This window comes from Rhodococcus sp. BP-316 (assembly GCF_019836105.1).
In the GTDB taxonomy this organism is placed as follows: Bacteria; Actinomycetota; Actinomycetes; order Mycobacteriales; family Mycobacteriaceae; genus Rhodococcoides.
The window spans coordinates 87246-108932 of sequence record NZ_JABUEE010000008.1 but is presented as its reverse complement, the minus strand read 5'-3'; the positions used below and the strand labels follow the sequence as shown (position 1 = coordinate 108932).

Below are 21687 nucleotides of genomic sequence, written 5' to 3'. Positions count from 1 at the left end.
CCCGGGTGCCGCACAGAGGTGGTTGAGCGTTCTACTTTCGGGTACCGCATCCTGGTGAGTGTCGTGTCCCGCCGTCCGATCCCGCATGCCGGTGGCCAAGGGGCGAGGTCCCTCGTCGACGTCGCCGACCGCGCGGGCGGATCGGTCACAGGTCCCGCCGAGCCGGTCACGGTGGACGATCTCTGTGACGATTCGCGTGCGGTGCGGCCCGGCGATCTGTATGTCGCGCTCCCCGGAACACGCTGGCACGGTCTCGATTTCGAGGAGGACGCCCAGCGCGCCGGCGCGGTGGCCGTGCTCAGCGATCGGCCCGGCACCCGGTTGCCGAGCATCGTGGTCGCGGATCCGCGGGTCGTCGTCGGTCCGCTGGCCGCATGGTTCCACGGGAGCCCGTCCTCGTCGATGGCCGTGTTCGGAGCGACGGGCACCAACGGCAAGACCAGCACGACGCACTTCCACCACGCCGGCCTGCGCGCCGCGGGTCATCGTGCGGGGATGATCTCCGGGGTCGCGGTCAGCGGCGCCGGCAGCGACGAGGCCCCGGTGCGCACCACTCCCGAGGCGACGGTGCTCCAACGCACGCTGTCGACGTTCGTCCACAACGGATGCACGGCCGCCGCCCTCGAGGTGTCCTCGCACGCCATCGCCCAGCACCGCGTCGACGGGGTGGAGTTCGCCGTCACCGCCTTCACCAATCTCGGCCGGGACCACCTCGACTTCCACGGCTCGATGGAGGAGTACTACCGGACCAAGGCCTCACTGTTCACCCCGGACCGCACCGGACGGGCCGTCGTCATGATCGACGACGAGTACGGGCGGCGGCTCGCGTCGGAGTGCGCGGTGCCGACGGTGACGTGCTCGGTGTCCGATCCTTCGGCGGACTTCCGCGCCGATCGCATCGACTGCACGACGCATCGCACCCGCTTCCGCGCCCGGACCCCGGTGGGCGACATCCCGCTCTCACTGCAGGTTCTCGGCCCCCACCAGGTGGCGAACGCTCTGGTCGCACTCGCCTCCCTCGTCTCCGGTGGGGTGGACGCGGAGCGTGCGGCCGCCGGCATCTCGGCGCTGCACAGCATTCCGGGCCGGTGCGAGACCGTGTCGGCCGGCCAGGACTTCACCGCCCTCGTCGACTACATGCACAACGTGTCCGGCCAGCGCGCGATCCTGCCGTACCTGCGGCGCATCACCCCGGGGCGCCTGATCCTGGTCATCGGGGCGACCGGTGACCGTGACGTGGGCAAGCGCGTCGAGCTGGGCACGGTCGCCGCGGCCTATGCGAACGACATCGTCGTCACGGACGAGAGTGCCAACGGCGAGGATCCGCACTCGATTCGCGCCGACGTCGTCCGCGGCGCCCGGTCCGGTGATCGGGGCGTCCGCGTGGTGGAGATCGCGGACCGGCGCGCAGCATTCCACCACGCCGTGGCGGACGCGGCGGCCGGGGACACCGTCGTCGTGGCGGGGCGAGGCAGCGACACCTGGCAGCACTTCGGCACCCGAACCGTGTACTTCGACGATCATGCCGAACTGCACGACGCGATCGTCGCCCGATGACTCCCGCGGGTCAGCTCGCCGGCGTCTCCCGCTCGAACCGGTCGTCGATGCGCGCCGCCTTGTAGTAGACGATCGAGCCGATCCAGACCACCACGAACACGACCACCACGATCTGGCCCGCCAGGGTGAGATCCACTGCGGCCACCGCGTCCCAGATGCCGCCGGACAGTCCGAGTTCCTCACCGAGCAACGACAGGATCTGCACGGTGCCCACCACGAGGGCGAGGAAGATCGACAGGCCCGTCATCGTGATGTTGTAGTAGATCTTCCGGACCGGCGTGACGAAGGCCCAGCCGTACGCCTTGGACATGAAGACGCCGTCGAGCGTGTCCATCGTCGACATGCCGGCCGCGAACAGCACCGGCAGCGCGATGATGGCCATCGGCGGCAGGCCACCGGCGATGGCGCTGGTGCCCGCCACGGCGAGCAGACCGACCTGCGTGGCGGTGTCGAACCCCAGGCCGAAGAGCAGCCCCAGCGGATACATCTGCCACGAGTGGCTGATCATCCGGTCGTAGCGGCCGCGGAAGATCCGATTGAGCAGTCCTCTGCGTGCGAGGAGATCGTCGAGCGTCTCGTCGGAGAACTGTCCGCGCCGCGCGGCACGCCACATGCGCACGATGCCGACGAGGACGACCAGGTTCAGGGCCGCGATGAGGTAGAGGAACGTGCCGGAGACGAGGGTGCCGATGATGCCGCCGGTGTCCGCGAAGGCGTCCCGGAAGTCCGTCGCGCGCGATGCGGCGAACGCGATCGCGGCGACGAACGCGAACACGACCGTCGAGTGCCCGAGCGAGAAGAACAGTCCGACCGACAGGGGCCGCCTGCCCTTCTGCAGCAACAGTCGGGTGGTGTCGTCGATGGCCGCGATGTGGTCGGCGTCGAAGGCGTGCCGCATGCCCAACGTGTAGGCCAACACCCCGGCGCCCGCGTAGACGAGAGTGCCGTCCGCGCCGGTGAGGCCGTGGATCGCCGGGATCGAGTCGTAGTGCAGGAACAGGCCCCACCCGACGACGTGCAGCGCAACGAGCACTGCTGCCAGGCCCAGGAGCCGGGGGATCTCGTCGCGGGTGAAACGCGCACGTCCGGTCACGGTGTCGGCAGACGTCATGGGACACCAATATTCCTCATGGAGCCCGTCCGCGCAGTGCTGGATCAGACGCGCGCGGGTGAACGGAGCACCGTCGTCGTGACGGCACCCGATGCCAGCGCCACGACGACCGCTCCGTAGACCGTCGCGGTGACGAGGAGACCGGCCGAGTGGATCGCAACACCCGCGACGATGGCCGGCACGCTGAAGGCGAGGTAACTCAGCACGAGCGTCGTGGCGAAGACACTGCCGCGATGCTCCGGCGGTGCGAGAGCGCCGATGATGCTCATCGCGCCGAGGAACGTCGCGCCCCAGCCGAACCCGGACACCGCGGTCCCGACGAAGTACAGCGGCGCCGACGCGATGTGCAGCCCGACGAGATTCACCACGATGCCCGCGGCGAGAGTGAGTGCACCGGCGGTCATGGCCGTGCGCGGGAGAAGAGTACGAGCGGACGCGGCACCGATCGCTCCGGCCGTGAACATCGTGAAGATGTCCAGCCCGCCCACGACGGCGCCGCGGAGATCGAAGACCGTGCCCATGATGGACGGCCCCAGCGACAGGTGGAACCCGCCCAGCGACCACGTCGCGACGAGCGCGGGGACGACCGGCCAGAAGTGGGCACGGATCGACACGGGCAGCCCGAGGGTCGGCGTCAGCACCCGCACGACGTGTCGACGGTCGTCGAAGCCTGCCCGGACCGCGGATTCCGGCACGGCCACGACGAGCGCCGTGAGGACGACCAGCGCGACGATCATCACGACGTACACGAGCGTGGTGGGGAACGGCGCGAACTGCACCAGCAGTCCGGCCGCGATACCGCCTGCTCCCAGCCCAAAGGCCGGTGCGACCGAGCTCACCAGGGGGCCGAGACGGTCGGTCGGCTGCAGATCGATGATCGCGGCGGTCAGGGCACCCATGGCCGCGCCGGCCGCCAGACCCTGCACGACGCGCGCGGCGACGAGCCAGCCGACCCCGTCGGCGAACACGAAGACGACCTGGCTGGCGATCAGCACGAGCAGCGACGTCACGATCACGGGCTTACGGCCGAGGTGGTCGGACAGCGACCCGACGGTCAACAGGGCGGCGAGTAGTGCGAAGACGTACACGGCGAAGACGATGGTCAGCGTCGACGCGCCGAATCCCCATCGGGACTGGTACACGGGGTACAGCGGGGACGGCGCCGCCGACGATCCCATGACGGTGAAGAACACGAGGGCCACCACCCAGAACGAGCGAACGGGGGTCATCCAGGACTGGGGTCGCACCTCGGTCGTCGTCACCGTGGGTCCAACTCCCCCCACCGACTCCTCATTCCCGGCACGGTGACGGCGTCAGAGCGTCGCGGGCACCGCGAGCGATCGCCCGGCCGCGAAGCGCAACGCACTGTCGGGGAGGGAACCGTCGCGTCCCGACAGGGTCACCGACACGCTCCCGTGTCCCTCACGCGGCGACGACACCTCGTCGAGGCGGCGCAGAGTCTGGGCCGCGACGGCCTCGGCGCTGTCGAACATCCGCACACCCGGCGGCAGCGCCGCCATGATCTCGTCCGCTACCAGCGGATAATGGGTGCACCCCAGGACGATGCCCTGCACGTCGTCCGGCGTCCGCGCCGCTGCCGACGCGATGGCCGCGCTGACGGCCGCGAGATCACCACGGTCGATGGCATCGGCGAGCCCGTGGCACGCGACGGCCGACACCGTGCGACCCGACGCGAACTCCGCGATCAAGCGCGCCTGATACGACGACGCGGTGGTCGCCGCCGTCGCCCACACCGTGATCGAGTCACACTGCAGTGCAGCGGGTTTGATGGCCGGAACCGTCCCGACCACGGGGGTGGACCCCAGGGCCGCGCGGGTCGCGTCGAGCGCGATGACGCTGGCGGTGTTGCACGGCAGCACCACCACCTCGGCTCCACCGTCGACGGCGCGCCGCGCCGTCTCCACGACGTGCGCCTCCGTCCACGCAGTGGGCTTGGGTCCCCACGGCGCGTTGTCCGGGTCGAGGTACAGATGAAGGTCGAGCGACGGGCGCAGTCGACGCAGGCGGGCTGCCGTGGGCAACGACCCCAGGCCCGAGTCGATCAGCGCGACGTTCACGGTGACAATCTACCGCCCCGGCACCGGCCGACCTCCGGACGTCGGCGCGCGGCCACGATGGATGCGGGAAGGCCGGAGGCCGGTCGGAATGTGACAGAGCGCAGACTCAGCGGATGACCGCTCCGCTCGAGCCCGATGAGGCCGACCTCATCGCCGCGGCGGTGCTCGCGGTCCCCGGTGTGGCCGGCCTGCACTCCGGCCTCTTCGGTGAGGCCGTGACACTGCTGCCGGGTCGACGCATCGAGGGCGTGGTGGTGGGGCACGAGTCCTGCGCCGTGCACATCACGGTCCGCTGTCCGGGAGATCCCGACTCCGTCGTCCACGCCGTCCAGGAGACGCTCGCGCGTGTCGTCCGGATTCCCGTTGTGGTCACGGTGGAGGATTTCGCCGTCGAGTGAGTCGGCGTCACAACGCTTTTCGGCACGGTTGCCGTCGCGACCCGAGAGGACGAGGGTTGCGCGCGCGCCGACGCGGGATCGGCGCGGAAACGGAACTCACATGATGCGCACGATCCTTCGCCGCACTGTCGGCACGACCCTCACCGCCCTCGTGGCACTCACGCTCGGAGCATCCCCTGCATCGGCCGCTCCGGGCGGTGCTCCGCCCATCGCGCAGGTGCGCACTCTCTCCGCCGGCGCCACGGTCACCGTGGTCGGCACGGTCACCACACCGCCCGGCGCCTTCGCATCGAGCTTCCTCGACGTCGGGTTCGGGATCCAGGACCGCACCGCCGGCATCTACATCAGCGCCTCGGCGCCCACCGACGTCGTGCCGGGTACATCGGTGCGTGTCACGGGGTCGCTCGCGGACCAGTCCGGACTTCTGGTGGTGCGACCGACGAGCATCGTGTCGCTGGGACCGGTCGATGCGGTGGCACCCAGACCGGTGGTGGTCCGCGTGGTCGGCGAGTCCACCGAGGCGTCGCTGGTGACGGTCGTCGGACGCGTCACGAGCGCCGTGGTGGACGATCTGCCGTACGGGTACAAGTTCACGATCGCGGACCGGACCGGGGAGACCACCGTCTTCGTCAACACGCAGACGGGCATCGACGTGAGCGCGATCCGCGCGGGGCAGACACTGCGCGTCACCGGCATGAGCAGCCAGTACGAGGACCACTACGAGATCGATCCGCGCTCTCCCGCGGACGTCGTCGTGCTGCCCTGATTCCACACACGCCGAACGGCGCCCACCCCGCAGGGTGAGCGCCGTTCGGTGTGAGGCGGTCTTACTTGTTGATCTTCGTGACGCGACCGGCGCCGACGGTGCGGCCACCCTCGCGGATCGCGAAGCGCAGGCCCTCGTCCATGGCGACCGGCTGGATCAGCACGACGGACATCTCGGTGTTGTCACCGGGCATGACCATCTCGGTGCCCTCGGGGAGGGTCACGACGCCCGTCACGTCCGTGGTACGGAAGTAGAACTGCGGGCGGTAGTTGTTGAAGAACGGGGTGTGGCGACCGCCCTCGTCCTTCGACAGGATGTATGCCTGGCCCTCGAACTCCGTGTGGGGAGTGGTGGTGCCGGGCTTGACGACGACCTGTCCACGCTCGACATCTTCGCGCTTGATGCCGCGGACGAGGAGGCCGACGTTGTCGCCCGCCTGGCCCGAGTCGAGCAGCTTGCGGAACATCTCGATGCCGGTGACCGTGGTCTTGGTCGACTTCTCCTTGATGCCGACGATCTCGACATCCTCGTTGACGTTGACCGAGCCACGCTCGATACGGCCGGTGACGACGGTGCCGCGACCGGTGATGGTGAAGACGTCCTCGACGGGCATGAGGAAGGGCTTCTCGGTCTCACGGACGGGGTCCGGAACCGAGTCGTCCACTGCCTGCATGAGCTCGAGAACCGACTCGGCCCACTTCTCGTCGCCCTCGAGGGCCTTGAGAGCGGAGACCTTGACGACGGGAGCGTCCTCGTCGAACTCCTGTGCGGCGAGGAGCTCGCGCACCTCCATCTCGACGAGCTCGATGATCTCGTCGTCGTCCACCATGTCGGCCTTGTTCAGCGCGACGAGGATGTACGGCACGCCGACCTGGCGAGCGAGCAGGACATGCTCGCGCGTCTGGGGCATGGGGCCGTCGGTCGCTGCGACGACGAGGATCGCGCCGTCCATCTGTGCCGCGCCGGTGATCATGTTCTTGATGTAGTCGGCGTGGCCGGGAGCGTCGACGTGTGCGTAGTGACGCTTCTCGGTCTGGTACTCGACGTGGGAGATGTTGATCGTGATACCACGAGCCTTCTCCTCCGGAGCCTTGTCGATCTGGTCGAAGGCCGACGCCTCGTTCAGGTCCGGGAACTTGTCGTGCAGAACCTTGGTGATTGCAGCCGTCAGCGTCGTCTTACCGTGGTCAACGTGACCGATGGTGCCGATGTTGACGTGCGGCTTGGTCCGATCGAACTTCGCCTTGGCCACTGTGTCCTCCTGGACTGTTATTGCCTGCGTTATGCAGCATTACGGATGTACTTACGGGTGGTGCGGTGTGACGGTGGTACCGGGTCCAGCTTCGGAGACTATTCTCCGGTGGCCTTCGCGATGATCTCCTTCGAGACGTTCGAGGGAACCTCTGCGTAGGAGTCGAAGACCATGGAGTAGTTCGCTCGGCCCTGGGTGCGAGACCGCAGGTCACCGATGTAACCGAACATCTCCGACAGCGGAACCAGCGCCTTGACGACACGGGCACCACTGCGTTCCTCCATGGCCTGGATCTGGCCACGGCGGGAGTTCACATCGCCGATCACGTCGCCCATGTACTCCTCGGGCGTGATCACCTCGACCGCCATGAGCGGTTCGAGGATGACCGGACCGGCCTTGCGGGCAGCTTCCTTGAAGGCCTGCGAACCCGCGATCTTGAACGCCATCTCGGACGAGTCGACGTCGTGGTACGCGCCGTCGAGCAGGATCAGCTTGACGTTCACCAGCGGGTAGCCGGCGAGAACGCCGTACTGCATCGCGTCCTGCGCGCCGGCATCCACGGACGGGATGTACTCGCGCGGGATACGACCGCCGGAAACCTTGTTCTCGAACTCGTAGGTCGCGCCGTCCTCGCCGATGAAGGGCTCGAGGCCGATGATGACCTTCGCGAACTGGCCGGAGCCACCCGTCTGCTTCTTGTGGGTGAACTCCTGCTTCTCGACGATCTTGGTGATCGTCTCGCGGTAGGCCACCTGCGGCTTGCCGACGTTGGCCTCGACCTTGAACTCGCGACGCATGCGGTCGACGAGGATGTCGAGGTGGAGCTCGCCCATGCCGCCGATGACGGTCTGGCCGGTCTCCTCGTCGAGCTTGACCGAGAAGGTCGGGTCCTCTTCGGCCAGCTTCTGGATGGCCGTGCCGAGCTTCTCCTGGTCGGACTTCGTCTTCGGCTCGATCGACACCTGGATGACCGGGTCCGGGAACGTCATCGACTCGAGGATGATCTGGTTCTGCGGATCGCAGAGCGTGTCACCCGTCGTCGTGTCCTTCAGACCGATCACGGCGTAGATGTGGCCGGCGCTGGCGGTCGCGACCGGGTTCTCCTTGTTGGAGTGCATCTGGAAGAGCTTGCCCAGACGCTCCTTCTTGCCCTTGGTCGAGTTGATGACCTGCGAGCCGGAGTCGACCTTGCCCGAGTACACGCGCACGTACGTCAGCTTGCCGAAGAACGGGTGCGTCGCGATCTTGAACGCGAGCGCCGCGAACGGCTCGTCGGCGGACGGCTTGCGGGTGAGTTCCTTCTCCTCGTCGCCCACGGCGTGACCGATGGTCTCGGCGACGTCGAGCGGGGACGGGAGGTAGTCGATGACCGCGTCGAGCATGGGCTGGACGCCCTTGTTCTTGAACGCGGAACCGCACAGGATCGGGTACAGCTCGGAGTTGACCGTCATCTTGCGAATCGCGGTCTTGACCTCGTCGATGGTCAGCTCGTCACCGCTGAAGTGCTTCTCCAGCAGTGCCTCGTCGGACTCGGCGACGGTCTCGAGCAGCTCGGTGCGGTACTGCTCGGCCCGCTCCTTCAGCTCCTCGGGGATCTCGACGGTCTCGTAGGTCTCGCCGAGCTTCGTCTCTCCGCGCCAGACCTTCGCGTTCATCTCGATCAGGTCGACGATGCCCTCGAAGCTGTCCTCTGCGCCGATCGGCAACTGGATGACCAACGGCTTGGCGCCGAGGCGATCCTTGATGGTCTGCACGGTGAAGTAGAAGTCCGCACCGAGCTTGTCCATCTTGTTGACGAAACAGATGCGCGGCACGTCGTACTTGTCGGCCTGACGCCACACCTGCTCGGACTGGGGCTCGACGCCCTCCTTGCCGTCGAACACGGCGACGGCACCGTCGAGGACGCGGAGCGAACGCTCCACCTCGACCGTGAAGTCGACGTGCCCGGGGGTGTCGATGATGTTGATCTGGTTGTCGTTCCAGAAGCACGTCGTGGCAGCAGACGTGATGGTGATGCCACGCTCCTGCTCCTGCTCCATCCAGTCCATGGTGGCTGCGCCGTCATGGACCTCACCGATCTTGTACGAGATACCGGTGTAGAAGAGGATGCGCTCGGTAGTGGTGGTCTTACCGGCATCGATGTGGGCCATGATGCCGATGTTGCGGACCTTGTTCAGGTCGGTCAGCACGTCCTGTGCCACGAATTCATCCCGCCTTGGTGTTGGAAGAAGTGAGTCGAAGGTTCAACGCTCGGGTGGCGCCGGATGTTTCCCGGCGCCCCCGAGACGCGATCACCAGCGGTAGTGCGCGAATGCCTTGTTGGCTTCCGCCATCTTGTGCGTGTCCTCGCGACGCTTGACTGCTGCGCCGAGACCGTTGCTGGCATCGAGGAGTTCGTTGGCCAGACGCTCGACCATCGTCTTCTCGCGACGAGCGCGGGAGAACGAGACGAGCCAGCGCAGAGCCAGCGTGGTGGAGCGGCCCGGACGAACCTCGACCGGAACCTGGTAGGTGGCGCCACCGACACGACGGCTGCGGACCTCGAGGGCCGGCTTGACGTTGTCCAGTGCGCGCTTGAGCGTCACGACGGGATCGGTGCCCGTCTTCTCGCGTGCCTGCTCGAGAGCCTGGTACACGATGCGCTCCGCGGTCGACTTCTTGCCGTCCAGCAGGATCTTGTTGACCAGCTGGGTGACCAGCGGCGAACCGTAGACGGGATCGTTGATCAGCGGGCGCTTGGGTGCTGGGCCTTTACGTGGCATGTCAGCTCTTCTCCTTCTTGGCGCCGTACTTGCTGCGAGCCTGCTTGCGGTTCTTCACGCCCTGCGTGTCGAGCGAGCCACGGATGATCTTGTAACGGACACCCGGGAGGTCCTTCACGCGACCACCGCGCACGAGCACCATGGAGTGCTCCTGCAGGTTGTGGCCCTCACCGGGGATGTAGGCGGTGACCTCGACGGACGTGGTCAGGCGGACGCGAGCGACCTTACGAAGCGCGGAGTTCGGCTTCTTCGGGGTGGTGGTGTACACGCGAGTGCACACACCACGGCGCTGCGGGCTGCCCTTCAGGGCAGCGGTCTTCAGCTTCGCGACCTTGTCGGTGCGACCCTTGCGGACCAGCTGGTTGATTGTTGGCATGAACCGGCTTTCTTCGTGTCGAGAAACAGGGATCTAGCAGTTGGGGCAAGAGAACGCTGCCCCTCACCCAGTAGTGCTTCCGCGGGCTTCGTGCACCCCGCGGTCGGGTGTGTCGCATACCCCCACACGGCAGCCGCGGTTCTTGCTCGATGGTGAACTCGAACACGGCTGTACCTCGCATAGGCACACAGACGTACCGGCTGGGCCGGGCACGACCTGTAACGGTACCCGGCGGCGCGCCTGATGGTCAAAACGCCCCTGCATCGGGTACAGGAGTTCACCCTTCCGTCGTCACGCCGACAGATTGAGCGAGAGCTGCATCAACCGCGTGGCCGACTCACAGGGATCGGTCGGGTTCCCCGGCCGATACTGCACCCACCAGCCGATGACCCCGGAATCTGGCGACTGCGCCGCCACGCCGCACGATGCCGGATCGTCCGGTTGACGGATCTCGAGGGCCTTCCGCGAGGACACCTCGACGTCGCTCACCTTCCACCCCATACGTTCGTTCGCCTCGCGCTCGGCCGCGAGCGACCCCGTCTCGAACCAGTCGAACGTCACCTTGACCGCGCCGCCCGGGCCGGTCAGGTCCCACCGGCAGATGGCCCCGATGAAGCCCTGGTCGATGGCGTCGCCGCCCACGACGTCGGCGATCTGCTCCGGCGTCACGGTGTCGCACTCCTCGAGGAGCGAGCGGAACTCGCCGTCCGCGCCACTCACGCCCGCTGCCACGGGCGTGCCCTCGATGGTCGACCCGCATCCGGCGAGCACCGCGGTGACCGACAGCGCCGCCAGCACGCGTCCGGCCCTCACTGCGCGCGCTCCGCGACGAGCGTCATCAGACTCTCGGCGACGGCGCACGGATCCGCGGTGGGAGCGCTGTCGGCGTACATGACGGAGAAGTGGACGAAGTCGTCGCCGTACTGCAGACCGTTCTCGCAGAGGTACGTCACACCCGTCGCGTTCTCGGATCGCGCCTCGAACCCCGGTCGACCCTCGATCTCGATGTCCGCGGCCGGTCGGCCGATCAGTTCCGACCCCATGCGCTCACGCCCGATCGGGCTCCCGCGGTACCAGGAGAAGCTGACCGACGGGCCGGTCGGACCCGACACCTCCCACTCGCAGCCCACCGAGTTGCGGGTCACGATCGCGAACGACGGCACGGCAAACGCAGTGCGGACCTCCTCGTCCGACAGACCGCCGCAGACGCCGAAGAACGGGCCGGGTCCCTGCGACGCGGACGTGGACGGCGCGTCGTCGGTGGCGGCGTCGGAGTCGGATCCGCAACCGGTGAGCCCGAGCAGCACCACTGCTGCCACGCCGGCCCACCGCACGGAGTTCATGGCGGCAGCCTATCGGAGTGCGGACTGTCGCGAGTACGCCGAAAGTGCCGTGATGCGAGCGCCGATCACGACAGTTCGGACGTACTCGCGGGGGTGCTGGTGCTGGTGGTGGGGGTATCGAGGGCCAGGGAGGCGTCGAGCACCGAGGCCCACACCTTCACGATCTCGGCGCGGCGGCGCGAGTCGTCGCTGAGCACGTCGGCGAGACCGAGCCCGCGGGCCAGGTCGAGGGTGGCCTGCACGAGTCGGTGGGTGCGCGGATCACTGTCGTCGGCGCCGAGGTGATCGACCGCCGTGCGGTGCGCCACGCGACCGAACTTCTCCTCGAGAGGCAGGACCCGGGCTCGCATCTCGGGATCCGCGGCCGCGGCGGTCCAGACCTGCAGCGCGGCACGGAAGATGGGGCTCGTGTAGTAGTCGACCAGCCGGGTGACCACGGCCTCGGTCCGCCCGGCGCTCTGCGGGAGCGCACTGCTCTCGGCTCGCGCCTCCCCCATGCGCGTGTCGAACATGTACTCGAGCGCCGCGGTGATGAGGTCCTCCCGCGTCGGGAAGTGGTGCTGGGTGGCACCGCGAGAGACGCCGGCCCGCTCGGCCACGACGGCGACCGTCGTCGCCGCCCATCCCTCGGTGGCGAGCGCGTCGATCGTGGACTCGAGCAGACGCAGTCGCGTGGCGCGGCTGCGATCCTGCTTCGGGCTGCGGGTGTCACCGACCCGGTGACGAGTGGGCACGGTCATGGCCGTCACGTCTCCTTCCCCACAGCGGCACCGGACGACTCCGCCGGTGCGGCCCACGACGGGCTGCGCTTCTGCAGAAAGGCCATCATCCCCTCCCGCGCCTCGTCCGAAGCGAACAGCCTCGCGGACTCCTCCGCCAGGTCCGCGCCCCGGCGGTCGAACTCCTCGAGCATCGCGGCGGTGGTGAGGCGTTTCGACGCCGCGAGACCCTGCGGTGACGATGGACGGATCGCCGCGACGAGTTCGGCCACCGTGGCCCCGGTGTCGGCCGCAGCCTCGGTGACGAGCCCGATGGCCTCCGCCTCGTGCGCGCCGAACGTCTCCGTCGTCAGGAAGTACCGGCTCGCCGCACGCGAGGTCATCCTCGGCACCACCGTCAAGGAGACGATGGACGCGGCCAACCCCAGCCGCGCCTCCGTCAGCGCGAACGAACTCTTCGGCCCGGCCACCACCAGATCGCACGCGCCCACGAGGCCCATACCGCCGGCACGCACATGCCCGTCGATCCTGCCGATCACCGGCTTCGGCGTCTCGAGGATCGCCCGCAGCAGCGTCAGCATCTGCTCGGTGCGCGAGGAGACCGAACTGCCCGCCTCCGTGAGATCGGCACCTGCACAGAACGTTCCGCCAGTGTGGGTGAGGACCACGGCGCGGACGTCCCGATCCGCGCCCGCGTCGCGGAGCCCCGCCGTCAGGTCGTCGACCAGGGCGGTGGAGAGGGCGTTGCGATTGTGCGGGGTGTCGAGTGTCAGAGTCACCACGCCCTCCGACCGATCGACCCGCACAGGTGGTCCGTCGCCCCGACCGGCCTCCGGCCTGCCCGGGCCCCGACCGGCCTCCGGCCTGCCCGCCATCAGTAGCTCTTCGGCAGGCCCAGCGAGTGCTGGGACACGAAGTTCAGGATCATCTCCCGACTGACGGGAGCCACGCGGGCGATGCGCGCCGCACCGAGCATGGACGCGAGGCCGTACTCCTCGGTCAAGCCTGCACCGCCGTGCGTCTGGATGGCCTGGTCGATGGCCTTGATGCTGGCCTCGGCGGCCGCGTACTTCGCCATGTTGGCCGCTTCCGCCGCACCGAAATCGTCACCGCTGTCGTAGAGCACCGCGGCCTTCTGCATCATCAGCTTCGCCAGTTCGAGCTCGATCTTGCATTGCGCCAACGGATGCGCGATCCCCTGGTGCGCCCCGATGGGGCTCTTCCACACGGTGCGCTCGTTCGCGTACTTCACCGCGGCGTCGAGGGCGTAGCGGCCCATGCCGACGGCCATCGCCGCACCGAGGATGCGCTCGGGGTTGAGACCCGCGAACAACTGCATCAACGCCGCGTCGGGCTCGCCGACCAGCGCCTCGGCCGGCAGCCGGACGTCGTCGAGGAAGAGCGTGAACTGATGATCGGGCTCGATGATGTCCATGCGCATCTGCGTCTTGTTCAGGCCCGGTGCATCGGTCGGCACGATGAACAGCGCCGGCTTGAGCTTCCCGGTCTTCGCGTCCTCCGTACGGGAGACGATGAGCACCGCGTCGGCCTGGTCGACGCCGGAGATGTAGATCTTGCTGCCGCGCAGCACCCACTCGTCACCGTCGCGTCGCGCGGTGGTGGTGATCTGGTGGGAGTTGGAGCCGGCGTCGGGCTCGGTGATGCCGAACGCCATGATCGCGGAGCCGTCCGAGAGGCGGGGCAGCCAGGACTGCTTCTGTTCGGGGGTGCCGTACTTCGCGATGATGGTGCCGCAGATCGCCGGGCTGACGACCACGAGCAGCAGGCCCGCACCGAACGAGGACATCTCCTCCTGGACCAGTGCGAGCTCGTAGATGCCGGCACCGCCGCCGCCGTACTCCTCGGGGAGGTTCACCCCGAGGAAGCCCAACTGCCCGGCCTCGTGCCACAGTTCGGTGAGTGCCTCACCCTTGCGTGCCTTGGGCAGCACGTAGTCGATGTAGTTGTGGCGCTTGCCCAGTCCGGCCACCGCGGCGCGGAGGCTCTTCTGCTCGTCCGTCTCGATGAAGCTCATGCCTGATCTCCTTCTGCTGCGACGACCGCCAGTACGGCGTCGACGTCCACCTGGTGTCCCACAGTGACCGTGAGCTCGGTCAGCACGCCCGCCGCGGGTGCGGTGATCGTGTGTTCCATCTTCATGGCCTCGAGCCACAGGATCGGTTGGCCGGCGGTGACGGTGTCGCCGACGGCAGCACCGATCCGCACGACGCTGCCGGGCATCGGTGCCAGCAGCGATCCGGCGGCGACGATCTCGCTCGGATCGACGAACACCGGAACCCGTTCGAGCCGTACCGGTCCGATCGACGAGTCGACGAACACGGCGTCGCCGTGGACCGCGACGTGGAACTCGCGTCGCACACCGTCGGCCAGCAGCACCACCCGGTCGGACTCGGCCCGGACCAGCGCGCAGTCGTCGACGTCGGTGACGAGGGTTCCGCGCGACAGTCGGTACTCGGCGACGATCTCGGTGCCGTTCACCGCGTACGTCTTGCGTTGCGGCACGGAGGCGAGGTTGCGCCAGCCGCTGGGGAGGGATCGGCCCACCGTCGCCAGTTCTCTCGATCGGGTGGCGTCCGCGAGCGCTGCGGCGAGTGCGGACAGCCGCACACCCCGGTCGTCGACGAGCGGCCGAGCGAGGACCGCCAGATCGTGCGTCGCGAAGAACGCGGTGTCGGTGTCGCCCGCGAGGAACGCGGGGTGTCTCAGCACCGTGACGAGCAGGTCGCGGTTGGTGCGCACCCCGTGAATGCGCGAGCGCAGCAGCGCTTTCGCCAGGATTCCGGCCGCCTGCTCCCGGGTGGGCGCGTACGAGATCACCTTGGCGAGCATCGGGTCGTAGTGGGTCCCCACCACGCTGCCGTCGACGATGCCCGAGTCGACTCGCAGGCCTGTCCGCGTGAGCACCTCGAACTCTCGCGCTCCGTCGAACTCGACGTGGTGCACGACGCCGCTCTGCGGCTGCCAGTCGCGCGCCGGATCCTCCGCGTACAGACGCACTTCGATCGAGTGTCCGCGCGTGGTGGGCTGCTCGGCCGGGAGCGCTCCGCCCGCGGCGACGTGGATCTGCAGTGCCACCAGATCGAGACCGGTGGTGCACTCGGTCACCGGGTGCTCGACCTGCAGGCGCGTGTTCATCTCGAGGAAGTAGAAGTTGCCGCGCTCGTCGCTGAGGAATTCGACGGTGCCGGCCCCCTCGTAGTCGAGCGCCTCGGTGGCGATGCGTGCCGCCTCGAACAGCTTCTCCCGCATACCCGGAACGCGCTCGACGAGCGGAGACGGCGCCTCCTCGACCACCTTCTGGTGGCGTCGTTGGATGGAGCACTCCCGCTCGCCCACCGCCCACACCGTGCCGTGGCGGTCCGCCATGACCTGGACCTCGATGTGGCGGCCCGTCTCGAGATAGCGCTCGCAGAAGACCGTCGCGTCACCGAAGGCGGACAGCGCCTCCCGCGACGCCGCGTCGATCTCGTCCTGCAGGGCGTCGAGTTCACGCACCACGCGCATACCGCGACCACCACCACCGGCGGACGCCTTCACGAGCACCGGCAGATCGTCCTGCGTGACGGACGCGGGGTCGAGCCGATCGAGCACCGGCACACCGGCGCTCTGCATCATGGCCTTGGACTCGACCTTCGACCCCATCGACTCGATCGCCTTCACCGGCGGACCGATCCAGGTGAGGCCCGCATCCTGCACGGCGCGCGCGAACTCCGCGTTCTCGGACAGGAACCCGTAACCGGGGTGGATCGCGTCGGCGCCCGCGCGCTGCGCCGCCTCGATGATCAGGTCTCCGCGGAGGTACGTCTCCGACGACGCGGAACCGGGCAACCGGACGGCGACGTCGGCGTCGGCGACGTGCGGTGACGCGGAGTCCGGATCGGAGAACACGGCGACCGTGTCGATGCCCTCTGCGCGGCAGGTCGTGAACACGCGGAGGGCGATCTCGCCGCGGTTGGCAACGAGTACTGACGAAATGGTCATGACGGTCACATCCGGAAGACACCGAAGTTGGCGGTGCCCTCGATCGGGGCGGAGGCGATGGCCGACAGGCACATCCCCACCACCGTGCGGGTGTCTCGGGGGTCGATCACGCCGTCGTCGTACAGGCGTCCGGACAGGAACATGGGAACCGACTCGGCCTCGATCTGCTGCTCGATCATCGCGCGCAGACCCGCGTCGGCCTCCTCGTCGAACGCCTGTCCGCGGGCCTCGGCGGAGGCGCGGGAGACGATCGAGATGACGCCCGCGAGTTGGGCACCGCCCATGACCGCGGACTTCGCGCTGGGCCAGGCGAAGAGGAAGCGCGGGTCGAAGGCACGACCGCACATGCCGTAGTGCCCGGCGCCGTACGACGCACCGAGCAGCACCGAGATGTGCGGGACGGTGGAGTTGGAGACGGCGTTGATCATCATCGACCCGTGCTTGATCATCCCGCCCTCCTCGTACTCCTTGCCCACCATGTAGCCGGTGGTGTTGTGCAGGAACAGCAGTGGCGTGTTCGAACGGTTCGCCAGTTGGATGAACTGCGTCGCCTTCTGCGACTCCTCGCTGAAGAGGACGCCGCGGGCGTTGGCGAGGATGCCGACCGGATACCCGTGCAGTTCCGCCCATCCGGTGACCAGAGACGAGCCGTAGAGCGGCTTGAACTCGTCGAAGTCGCTGTCGTCGACGATGCGCGCGATGACGTCGCGGGGGTCGAACGGGATCTTGAGGTCGGCCGGCACGATACCGAGCAGTTCCTCCTCGTCGTACCGGGGCGGGAGCACCTCGGTGCGCGGCGCCGGACCCTTCTTGTGCCAGTTGAGCCGCTTCACGATGCCGCGGCCGATGCGGATGGCGTCCTTCTCGTCCACGGCGAGATGGTCTGCGAGACCGGAGGTCCGGGCGTGCATGCGGGCGCCGCCGAGCGATTCGTCGTCGGTCTCCTCGCCGGTGGCCATCTTCACCAGCGGCGGTCCGGCGAGGAACACCTTGGACCGCTCCTCGATCATGACGACGTGATCGGACATGCCGGGGATGTAGGCGCCGCCGGCGGTGGAGTTGCCGAACACGAGGGCGATGGTGGGGATGCCGGCCGCGGAGAGGCGCGTCAGATCACGGAAGATGCGGCCACCCGGGATGAACACCTCCTTCTGCGTGGGGAGGTCGGCACCGCCGGACTCGACCAGTGAGATGACCGGCAGCCGGTTCTGCATCGCGATGTCGTTCGCTCGCAGTGTCTTCCGCAGGGTCCACGGATTGCTCGTGCCGCCCCGCACGGTGGGGTCGTTGGCGACGATCAGGCACTCGACGCCGCTGACGACACCGATGCCGACGACCACGCTGGCGCCGACCGGGAAGTCCGTGCCCCAGGCCGCGAGCGGGCACAGCTCGAGGAACGGCGAGTCCGGGTCGACGAGCATCTCGATGCGCTCGCGCGGGGTCATCTTGCCGCGGCCGCGGTGCCGTGCGACGTACTTCTCGCCCCCGCCGCCCAGTGCCTTGGCGTGTTCGGTCTCCACCTCGGAGAGCTTCGCGATCATGGTGTCGGCGGCCGAGACGTACGCGTCACCGGAGCTGTCGAGTCGGGAGGTCAGAGTCGTCATGCGGTGTACCCCAGTCGCTTCGCGGCCAGCGAGGTGAGGATCTCGGTGGTGCCGCCGCCGATGCCGATGATGCGCATGTCGCGGTACTGACGCTCGACCTCGCTCTCGGCCATGTAGCCGAGTCCACCGAACAGCTGTACCGCCTGCGAGGCGACCCATTCACCGGCCTCGACCGCGGTGTTCTTCGCGAAGCACACCTCGGCGATGCAGTCGTCGCCGTCCTCGACGTGGCGATCGATCAGTGCGTGCGTGTACGTGCGGGCCACGTCGATCTTGCGGTGCATCTCGCTGAGCGTGTTCTGCACCGCCTGACGGGCGATGAGCGGCTTGCCGAACGTCGAGCGGTCCCGCGTCCACGCCACCGTCAGATCGAGGCACCGCTGCGCCGAGGAGTAGGCCTGCGCGGCCAGTGCCGCCCGTTCGGAGACGAAGGCCTGCGCGATCTGGGCGAACCCGGAGTTCTCCGGGCCCACCAGGTTCTCCACGGGCACGCGCACGTCGGTGTACGACAGTTCGGCGGTGTCGGAGGACCGCCATCCCATCTTGTCGAGCTTGCGGGACACCTCGAATCCCGGTGTGCCGCGCTCGACGACGAGCAGCGAGACGCCGGCCGCGCCGTCTCCCCCGGTGCGGACGGCGGTGACCACGAAGTCGGCCCGGCACCCCGAGGTGATGTAGGTCTTCGCGCCGTTGACGACGAAGTGGTCCCCGTCGCGCACCGCTCGGGTGCGCAGGTGTCCCACGTCGGATCCGCCGCCGGGCTCGGTGATGGCCAGCGACCCGATCAGCTCGCCGTCGAGCGTGGGCCGGACCCACTTCTCGAGGTGGTCGGGGTTGCCCGCAGCGACCATGTGCGGCAACGCGATCCCACAGGTGAACAAGGACGCGAACAGGCCGCCGGACGCACCCGCCTCGTGCATCTCCTCGCAGATGACCGTGGCGTCGACCAGCGAGCCGCCGCCACCGCCGACCGCCTCGGGGAACGGCGCCCCGAGCAGACCGATCTCGGCTGCCGCGCGGTGCAGGCTGCGGGGAATCTCGCCGTCACGCTCCCACTCGGTGAGGTGCGGCAGCACCTCCCGGTCCACGAACCCCCGGACCGTCTTACGGAGTTGCGCTCGGTCGGGGCCACCCCAGGTGCTCATGCGAGTCCACTTTCTGCGAGTACTGATTCGGGTATCGGGACGTGCCGCGATCGCAGCCACTCCCCCAGGCCCTTGGCCTGGGGATCGAAGCGAGCGCCGGATGCGACGCCCTCTCCGAGAATCCCGTCGACGACGATGTTCACGGCCCGCAGGTGCGGGAACTCGTACCGGTGCACGCGCAGGCCCGCCGTCTCCGGGAGCAGCGTCGTCACCAGCTCGGTGGTGAGAGTCGACCGGAGCCAGGCCCACGCGGCGTCGCCGCGCACCCAGACCCCGACGTTGGCGCTGCCGCCCTTGTCACCGCTGCGCGCCGCCGCCACCGTGCCGAGCGGCAGCGTGCGTGTGGGTTCGGCCGGCGGGCGGCCTGCGGGCGCGTCGGACGGGTCCGCCTCGACAGCCGTGGTGACGGTGGGCGGTGCGACGTCGACGCGCGTGCCGTCCGCGAGAACCGCCACGTGCCGCGGCACCGCCTGATCGACGAACCCGGCCTCGAAGACGCCGTAGGGCGACCCCTGACCCGGAGGCGTCGTCACACAGAAACCGGGGTAGCTCGCCAGCGCGAGTTCCACTGCGGCAGCGCTGAACACGCGACCCACACGCTGCGGATCAGCGTCGCGGACGACGACACGGAGCACCGCACTGGCGGCCTCCTCGGTGTCGGCGTCAGGGTGATCGGTGCGCGCGAGAGTCCAGTCGACCTCGCGCGGCGGCGGCGTCAGCGCCTCGGTCATCTGAGTGCGCACCAGGTCGGCCTTGGCCTCGATGTCGAGGCCGGTGAGCACGAAGGTCATCTCGTTGCGGAACCCGCCGAGCGTGTTCCGGGAGACCTTGAGGGTGGGCGGCGGCGCCTCGCCGCGAGCCCCCGTGACCAGCACGCGGTCGGGTCCGTCCTGCGAGACCCGCACCGTGTCGAGCCGCGCGGTCACGTCCGGGCCGAGGTAGCGCGGGCCGGTGATCTCGTACATCAACTGCGCCGTCACCGTTCCGACCGTCACGGCGCCGCCGGTGTTCTCGTGCTTGGTGATCACCGACGACCCGTCCGACCGGATCTCCGCGAGGGGGAACCCCGGTCGACGCAGATCCTCGATCTCACCGAAGAAGGAGTAGTTCCCGCCGGTCGCCTGGGTTCCGCATTCGATGATGTGGCCGGCGACGACGGCGCCCGCGAGTTCGTCGAGGTGATCGCGGGTCCACCCGAACCTGGAGATCGCCGGGGCCACCACCACCGACGCGTCCGTGACGCGTCCGGTGACCACGACCTGCGCCCCGGCGTCCAGGCACGCCGCGACACCGAAGGCGCCGAGATAGGCATTGGCGGTCAGCGGGGAGCCGAGGCCCAGCTCCTCGGCGCGGTCGTGCAGATCGTCTCCCTCCACGTGGGCGACCGAGACGGTCAGACCGAGACGGTCGGCGAGGGACCGGATCTCGTGCGCCAGTCGTGCGGGCGCCAACCCACCGGCATTGCTGACCAGGGTGACGCCCTTGTCGAGCGCAGTGCCCAGGCACTCCTCGAGCTGCCGCAGATACGTCTTGGCGTAGCCGCGCGTCGGATCCTTCATCCGGTCGCGTCCGAGAATGAGCATCGTCAGCTCGGCCAGGTAGTCGCCCGTGAGGACGTCGAGATCACCGCCGTCGAGCATCTCGCGCATGGCCGACGCGCGGTCACCGTAGAAGCCGGAGCAGTTCCCGACCCTGATCATCTCCGTCACGACGCCACCCGCACGTCCCGGCCACCGCCGGGGGCCCCCGCGAACGCCTGCGCGAGACCCAGCCACGTCGCCGCGTCGTCGCCGACGGCCACCAGGTCGGTGTCGTCACGGTGCACGCGCTGCGTGACGAGCAGGCAGAAGTCCAAAGCGGAACCCGTGACACTCTGCTCCGCGTCTTCCGGCCCCCACGACCACTCACTCCCGTCGGGAGCGGTGAGCACGACGCGGAACGGTGCCGACGGCGGCGTCAGGCCGCGGATCGCGTAGGCGAAGTCGCGGGTGCGTACGCCGATGTGCGCGACGTGACGCAGCCGCACGGTGGGTTCCCGGACCACACCGAGGGCGTCCGCGACGTCCTGACCGTGTGCCCAGGTCTCCATGATGCGCGCGGTGGCCATCGACATCGCGCTCATCGGCGGGCCGAACCAGCGGATCTTCACGCCGTCGGGCACGTGTGTCAGGACGTCGAGCAGTTGCACTCGGCCGAGCCGCCATCGCGACAACAGGGTGCTGACCTGCTCTCCAGCGAGTGCGTCGGCAGCGGAGTCCACGAACGAGTCCGGACTGCCCATCGCGTCGGCGATCACCGCGTCGAATGCCGCTTCGGCGTCCTCGTCACCGGAGGCGCCGGCCGTCGTCAGCGCGGCGACGTGGTCGGTCCAGTGCAGGTGAGCGATCTGATGCGCCACCGTCCAACCGGCCGCCGGGGTGTCCGTGCGCCACGCGGCGTCGTCGGCATCGGCGACCAGCGCGTCCAGCGCGTCGCCCTCCGCACGCAGGTCCTGCAGCAACACCTCGAGAGCAGCCATGCCTGGAACGGTCGCACCCACGGGCCAAAAAAGCAAGCATGCTTGCTTGTTCTTGG

The 21687-nt window shown here is 68.6% G+C and carries 20 protein-coding genes; 3 read left to right on the top strand and 17 right to left on the bottom strand.

What is annotated here, in order from left to right; translation table 11 throughout:
• The first annotated feature begins 54 nt into the window (after positions 1-54).
• A complete protein-coding gene (locus HQ312_RS16450; protein WP_308123915.1) occupies positions 55-1557 on the top strand; it encodes a UDP-N-acetylmuramoyl-L-alanyl-D-glutamate--2,6-diaminopimelate ligase in 1503 nt (500 codons plus the stop codon).
• Positions 1558-1567: 10 nt separating this feature from the next.
• Here HQ312_RS16450 and HQ312_RS16445 read toward each other — a convergent pair whose 3' ends face one another.
• The 3 genes from HQ312_RS16445 to HQ312_RS16435 are packed head-to-tail and all read right to left on the bottom strand — an operon-like array spanning position 1568 to position 4746.
• Complete coding sequence (locus HQ312_RS16445) at positions 1568-2668, bottom strand: HoxN/HupN/NixA family nickel/cobalt transporter (protein WP_222639328.1); 1101 nt, start codon at positions 2666-2668, stop codon at positions 1568-1570.
• A gap of 44 nt (positions 2669-2712) precedes the next feature.
• Positions 2713-3930, bottom strand: a complete 1218-nt coding sequence (locus HQ312_RS16440) for an MFS transporter (protein ID WP_308123914.1) — start codon at positions 3928-3930, stop codon at positions 2713-2715.
• A gap of 51 nt (positions 3931-3981) precedes the next feature.
• Positions 3982-4746, bottom strand: coding sequence for a glutamate racemase (locus HQ312_RS16435; protein ID WP_027504620.1), 765 nt, complete (start codon positions 4744-4746; stop codon positions 3982-3984).
• Positions 4747-4859: 113 nt separating this feature from the next.
• Between HQ312_RS16435 and HQ312_RS16430 the strand changes: the two genes are divergently transcribed.
• Positions 4860-5144, top strand: coding sequence for a hypothetical protein (locus tag HQ312_RS16430; RefSeq protein ID WP_027504619.1), 285 nt, complete (start codon positions 4860-4862; stop codon positions 5142-5144).
• Between the two features lie 100 nt (positions 5145-5244).
• Positions 5245-5910 (top strand): hypothetical protein, encoded by a 666-nt coding sequence (locus HQ312_RS16425; RefSeq protein ID WP_027504618.1) that lies wholly within the window; start codon positions 5245-5247, stop codon positions 5908-5910.
• 61 nt (positions 5911-5971) lie between these two features.
• Here HQ312_RS16425 and tuf read toward each other — a convergent pair whose 3' ends face one another.
• The 14 genes from tuf to HQ312_RS16355 form a co-directional block, all read right to left on the bottom strand.
• A complete protein-coding gene (gene tuf / locus HQ312_RS16420; protein WP_027504617.1) occupies positions 5972-7162 on the bottom strand; it encodes an elongation factor Tu in 1191 nt (396 codons plus the stop codon).
• 98 nt (positions 7163-7260) lie between these two features.
• A complete protein-coding gene (gene fusA, locus HQ312_RS16415) occupies positions 7261-9363 on the bottom strand; it encodes an elongation factor G (protein WP_027504616.1) in 2103 nt (700 codons plus the stop codon).
• A 90-nt stretch (positions 9364-9453) separates the two neighbouring features.
• A complete protein-coding gene (gene rpsG / locus HQ312_RS16410) occupies positions 9454-9924 on the bottom strand; it encodes a 30S ribosomal protein S7 (protein WP_027504615.1) in 471 nt (156 codons plus the stop codon).
• A 1-nt stretch (position 9925) separates the two neighbouring features.
• Positions 9926-10300, bottom strand: coding sequence for a 30S ribosomal protein S12 (gene rpsL, locus HQ312_RS16405; protein ID WP_027504614.1), 375 nt, complete (start codon positions 10298-10300; stop codon positions 9926-9928).
• A 291-nt stretch (positions 10301-10591) separates the two neighbouring features.
• Positions 10592-11113: a DUF3558 domain-containing protein gene (locus HQ312_RS16400; protein WP_308123913.1), complete on the bottom strand. Its 522-nt coding sequence runs from the start codon at positions 11111-11113 to the stop codon at positions 10592-10594.
• Positions 11110-11643: a DUF3558 domain-containing protein gene (locus HQ312_RS16395; RefSeq protein WP_222631750.1), complete on the bottom strand. Its 534-nt coding sequence runs from the start codon at positions 11641-11643 to the stop codon at positions 11110-11112. The genes HQ312_RS16400 and HQ312_RS16395 overlap by 4 nt, the downstream gene beginning before the upstream one ends.
• A 65-nt stretch (positions 11644-11708) precedes the next feature.
• Positions 11709-12383 carry a TetR/AcrR family transcriptional regulator gene (locus tag HQ312_RS16390; RefSeq protein WP_222639326.1) on the bottom strand — a complete coding sequence of 225 codons (675 nt, stop codon included), beginning with the start codon at positions 12381-12383 and terminating at the stop codon, positions 11709-11711.
• A gap of 5 nt (positions 12384-12388) precedes the next feature.
• A complete protein-coding gene (locus HQ312_RS16385) occupies positions 12389-13237 on the bottom strand; it encodes an enoyl-CoA hydratase family protein (RefSeq protein ID WP_222639324.1) in 849 nt (282 codons plus the stop codon).
• On the bottom strand, positions 13237-14397 hold the full coding sequence (locus HQ312_RS16380) for an acyl-CoA dehydrogenase family protein (RefSeq protein WP_027504609.1): 1161 nt from the start codon (positions 14395-14397) through the stop codon (positions 13237-13239). The genes HQ312_RS16385 and HQ312_RS16380 overlap by 1 nt, the downstream gene beginning before the upstream one ends.
• Entirely contained in the window at positions 14394-16364 is a 1971-nt protein-coding gene (locus tag HQ312_RS16375; RefSeq protein WP_222639322.1) for a biotin carboxylase N-terminal domain-containing protein, read from the bottom strand. The genes HQ312_RS16380 and HQ312_RS16375 overlap by 4 nt, the downstream gene beginning before the upstream one ends.
• A gap of 5 nt (positions 16365-16369) precedes the next feature.
• On the bottom strand, positions 16370-17968 hold the full coding sequence (locus tag HQ312_RS16370; protein WP_222639320.1) for an acyl-CoA carboxylase subunit beta: 1599 nt from the start codon (positions 17966-17968) through the stop codon (positions 16370-16372).
• Entirely contained in the window at positions 17965-19113 is a 1149-nt protein-coding gene (locus tag HQ312_RS16365) for an acyl-CoA dehydrogenase family protein (RefSeq protein ID WP_222639318.1), read from the bottom strand. The genes HQ312_RS16370 and HQ312_RS16365 overlap by 4 nt, the downstream gene beginning before the upstream one ends.
• Entirely contained in the window at positions 19110-20813 is a 1704-nt protein-coding gene (locus HQ312_RS16360) for an acyclic terpene utilization AtuA family protein (protein ID WP_222639559.1), read from the bottom strand. The genes HQ312_RS16365 and HQ312_RS16360 overlap by 4 nt, the downstream gene beginning before the upstream one ends.
• Positions 20814-20818: 5 nt before the next feature.
• The gene (locus HQ312_RS16355; protein WP_222639316.1) at positions 20819-21631 is read right to left on the bottom strand and encodes a TIGR03084 family metal-binding protein; all 813 of its coding nucleotides are present in this window, start codon (positions 21629-21631) and stop codon (positions 20819-20821) included.
• Between the last annotated feature and the right edge of the window lie 56 nt (positions 21632-21687).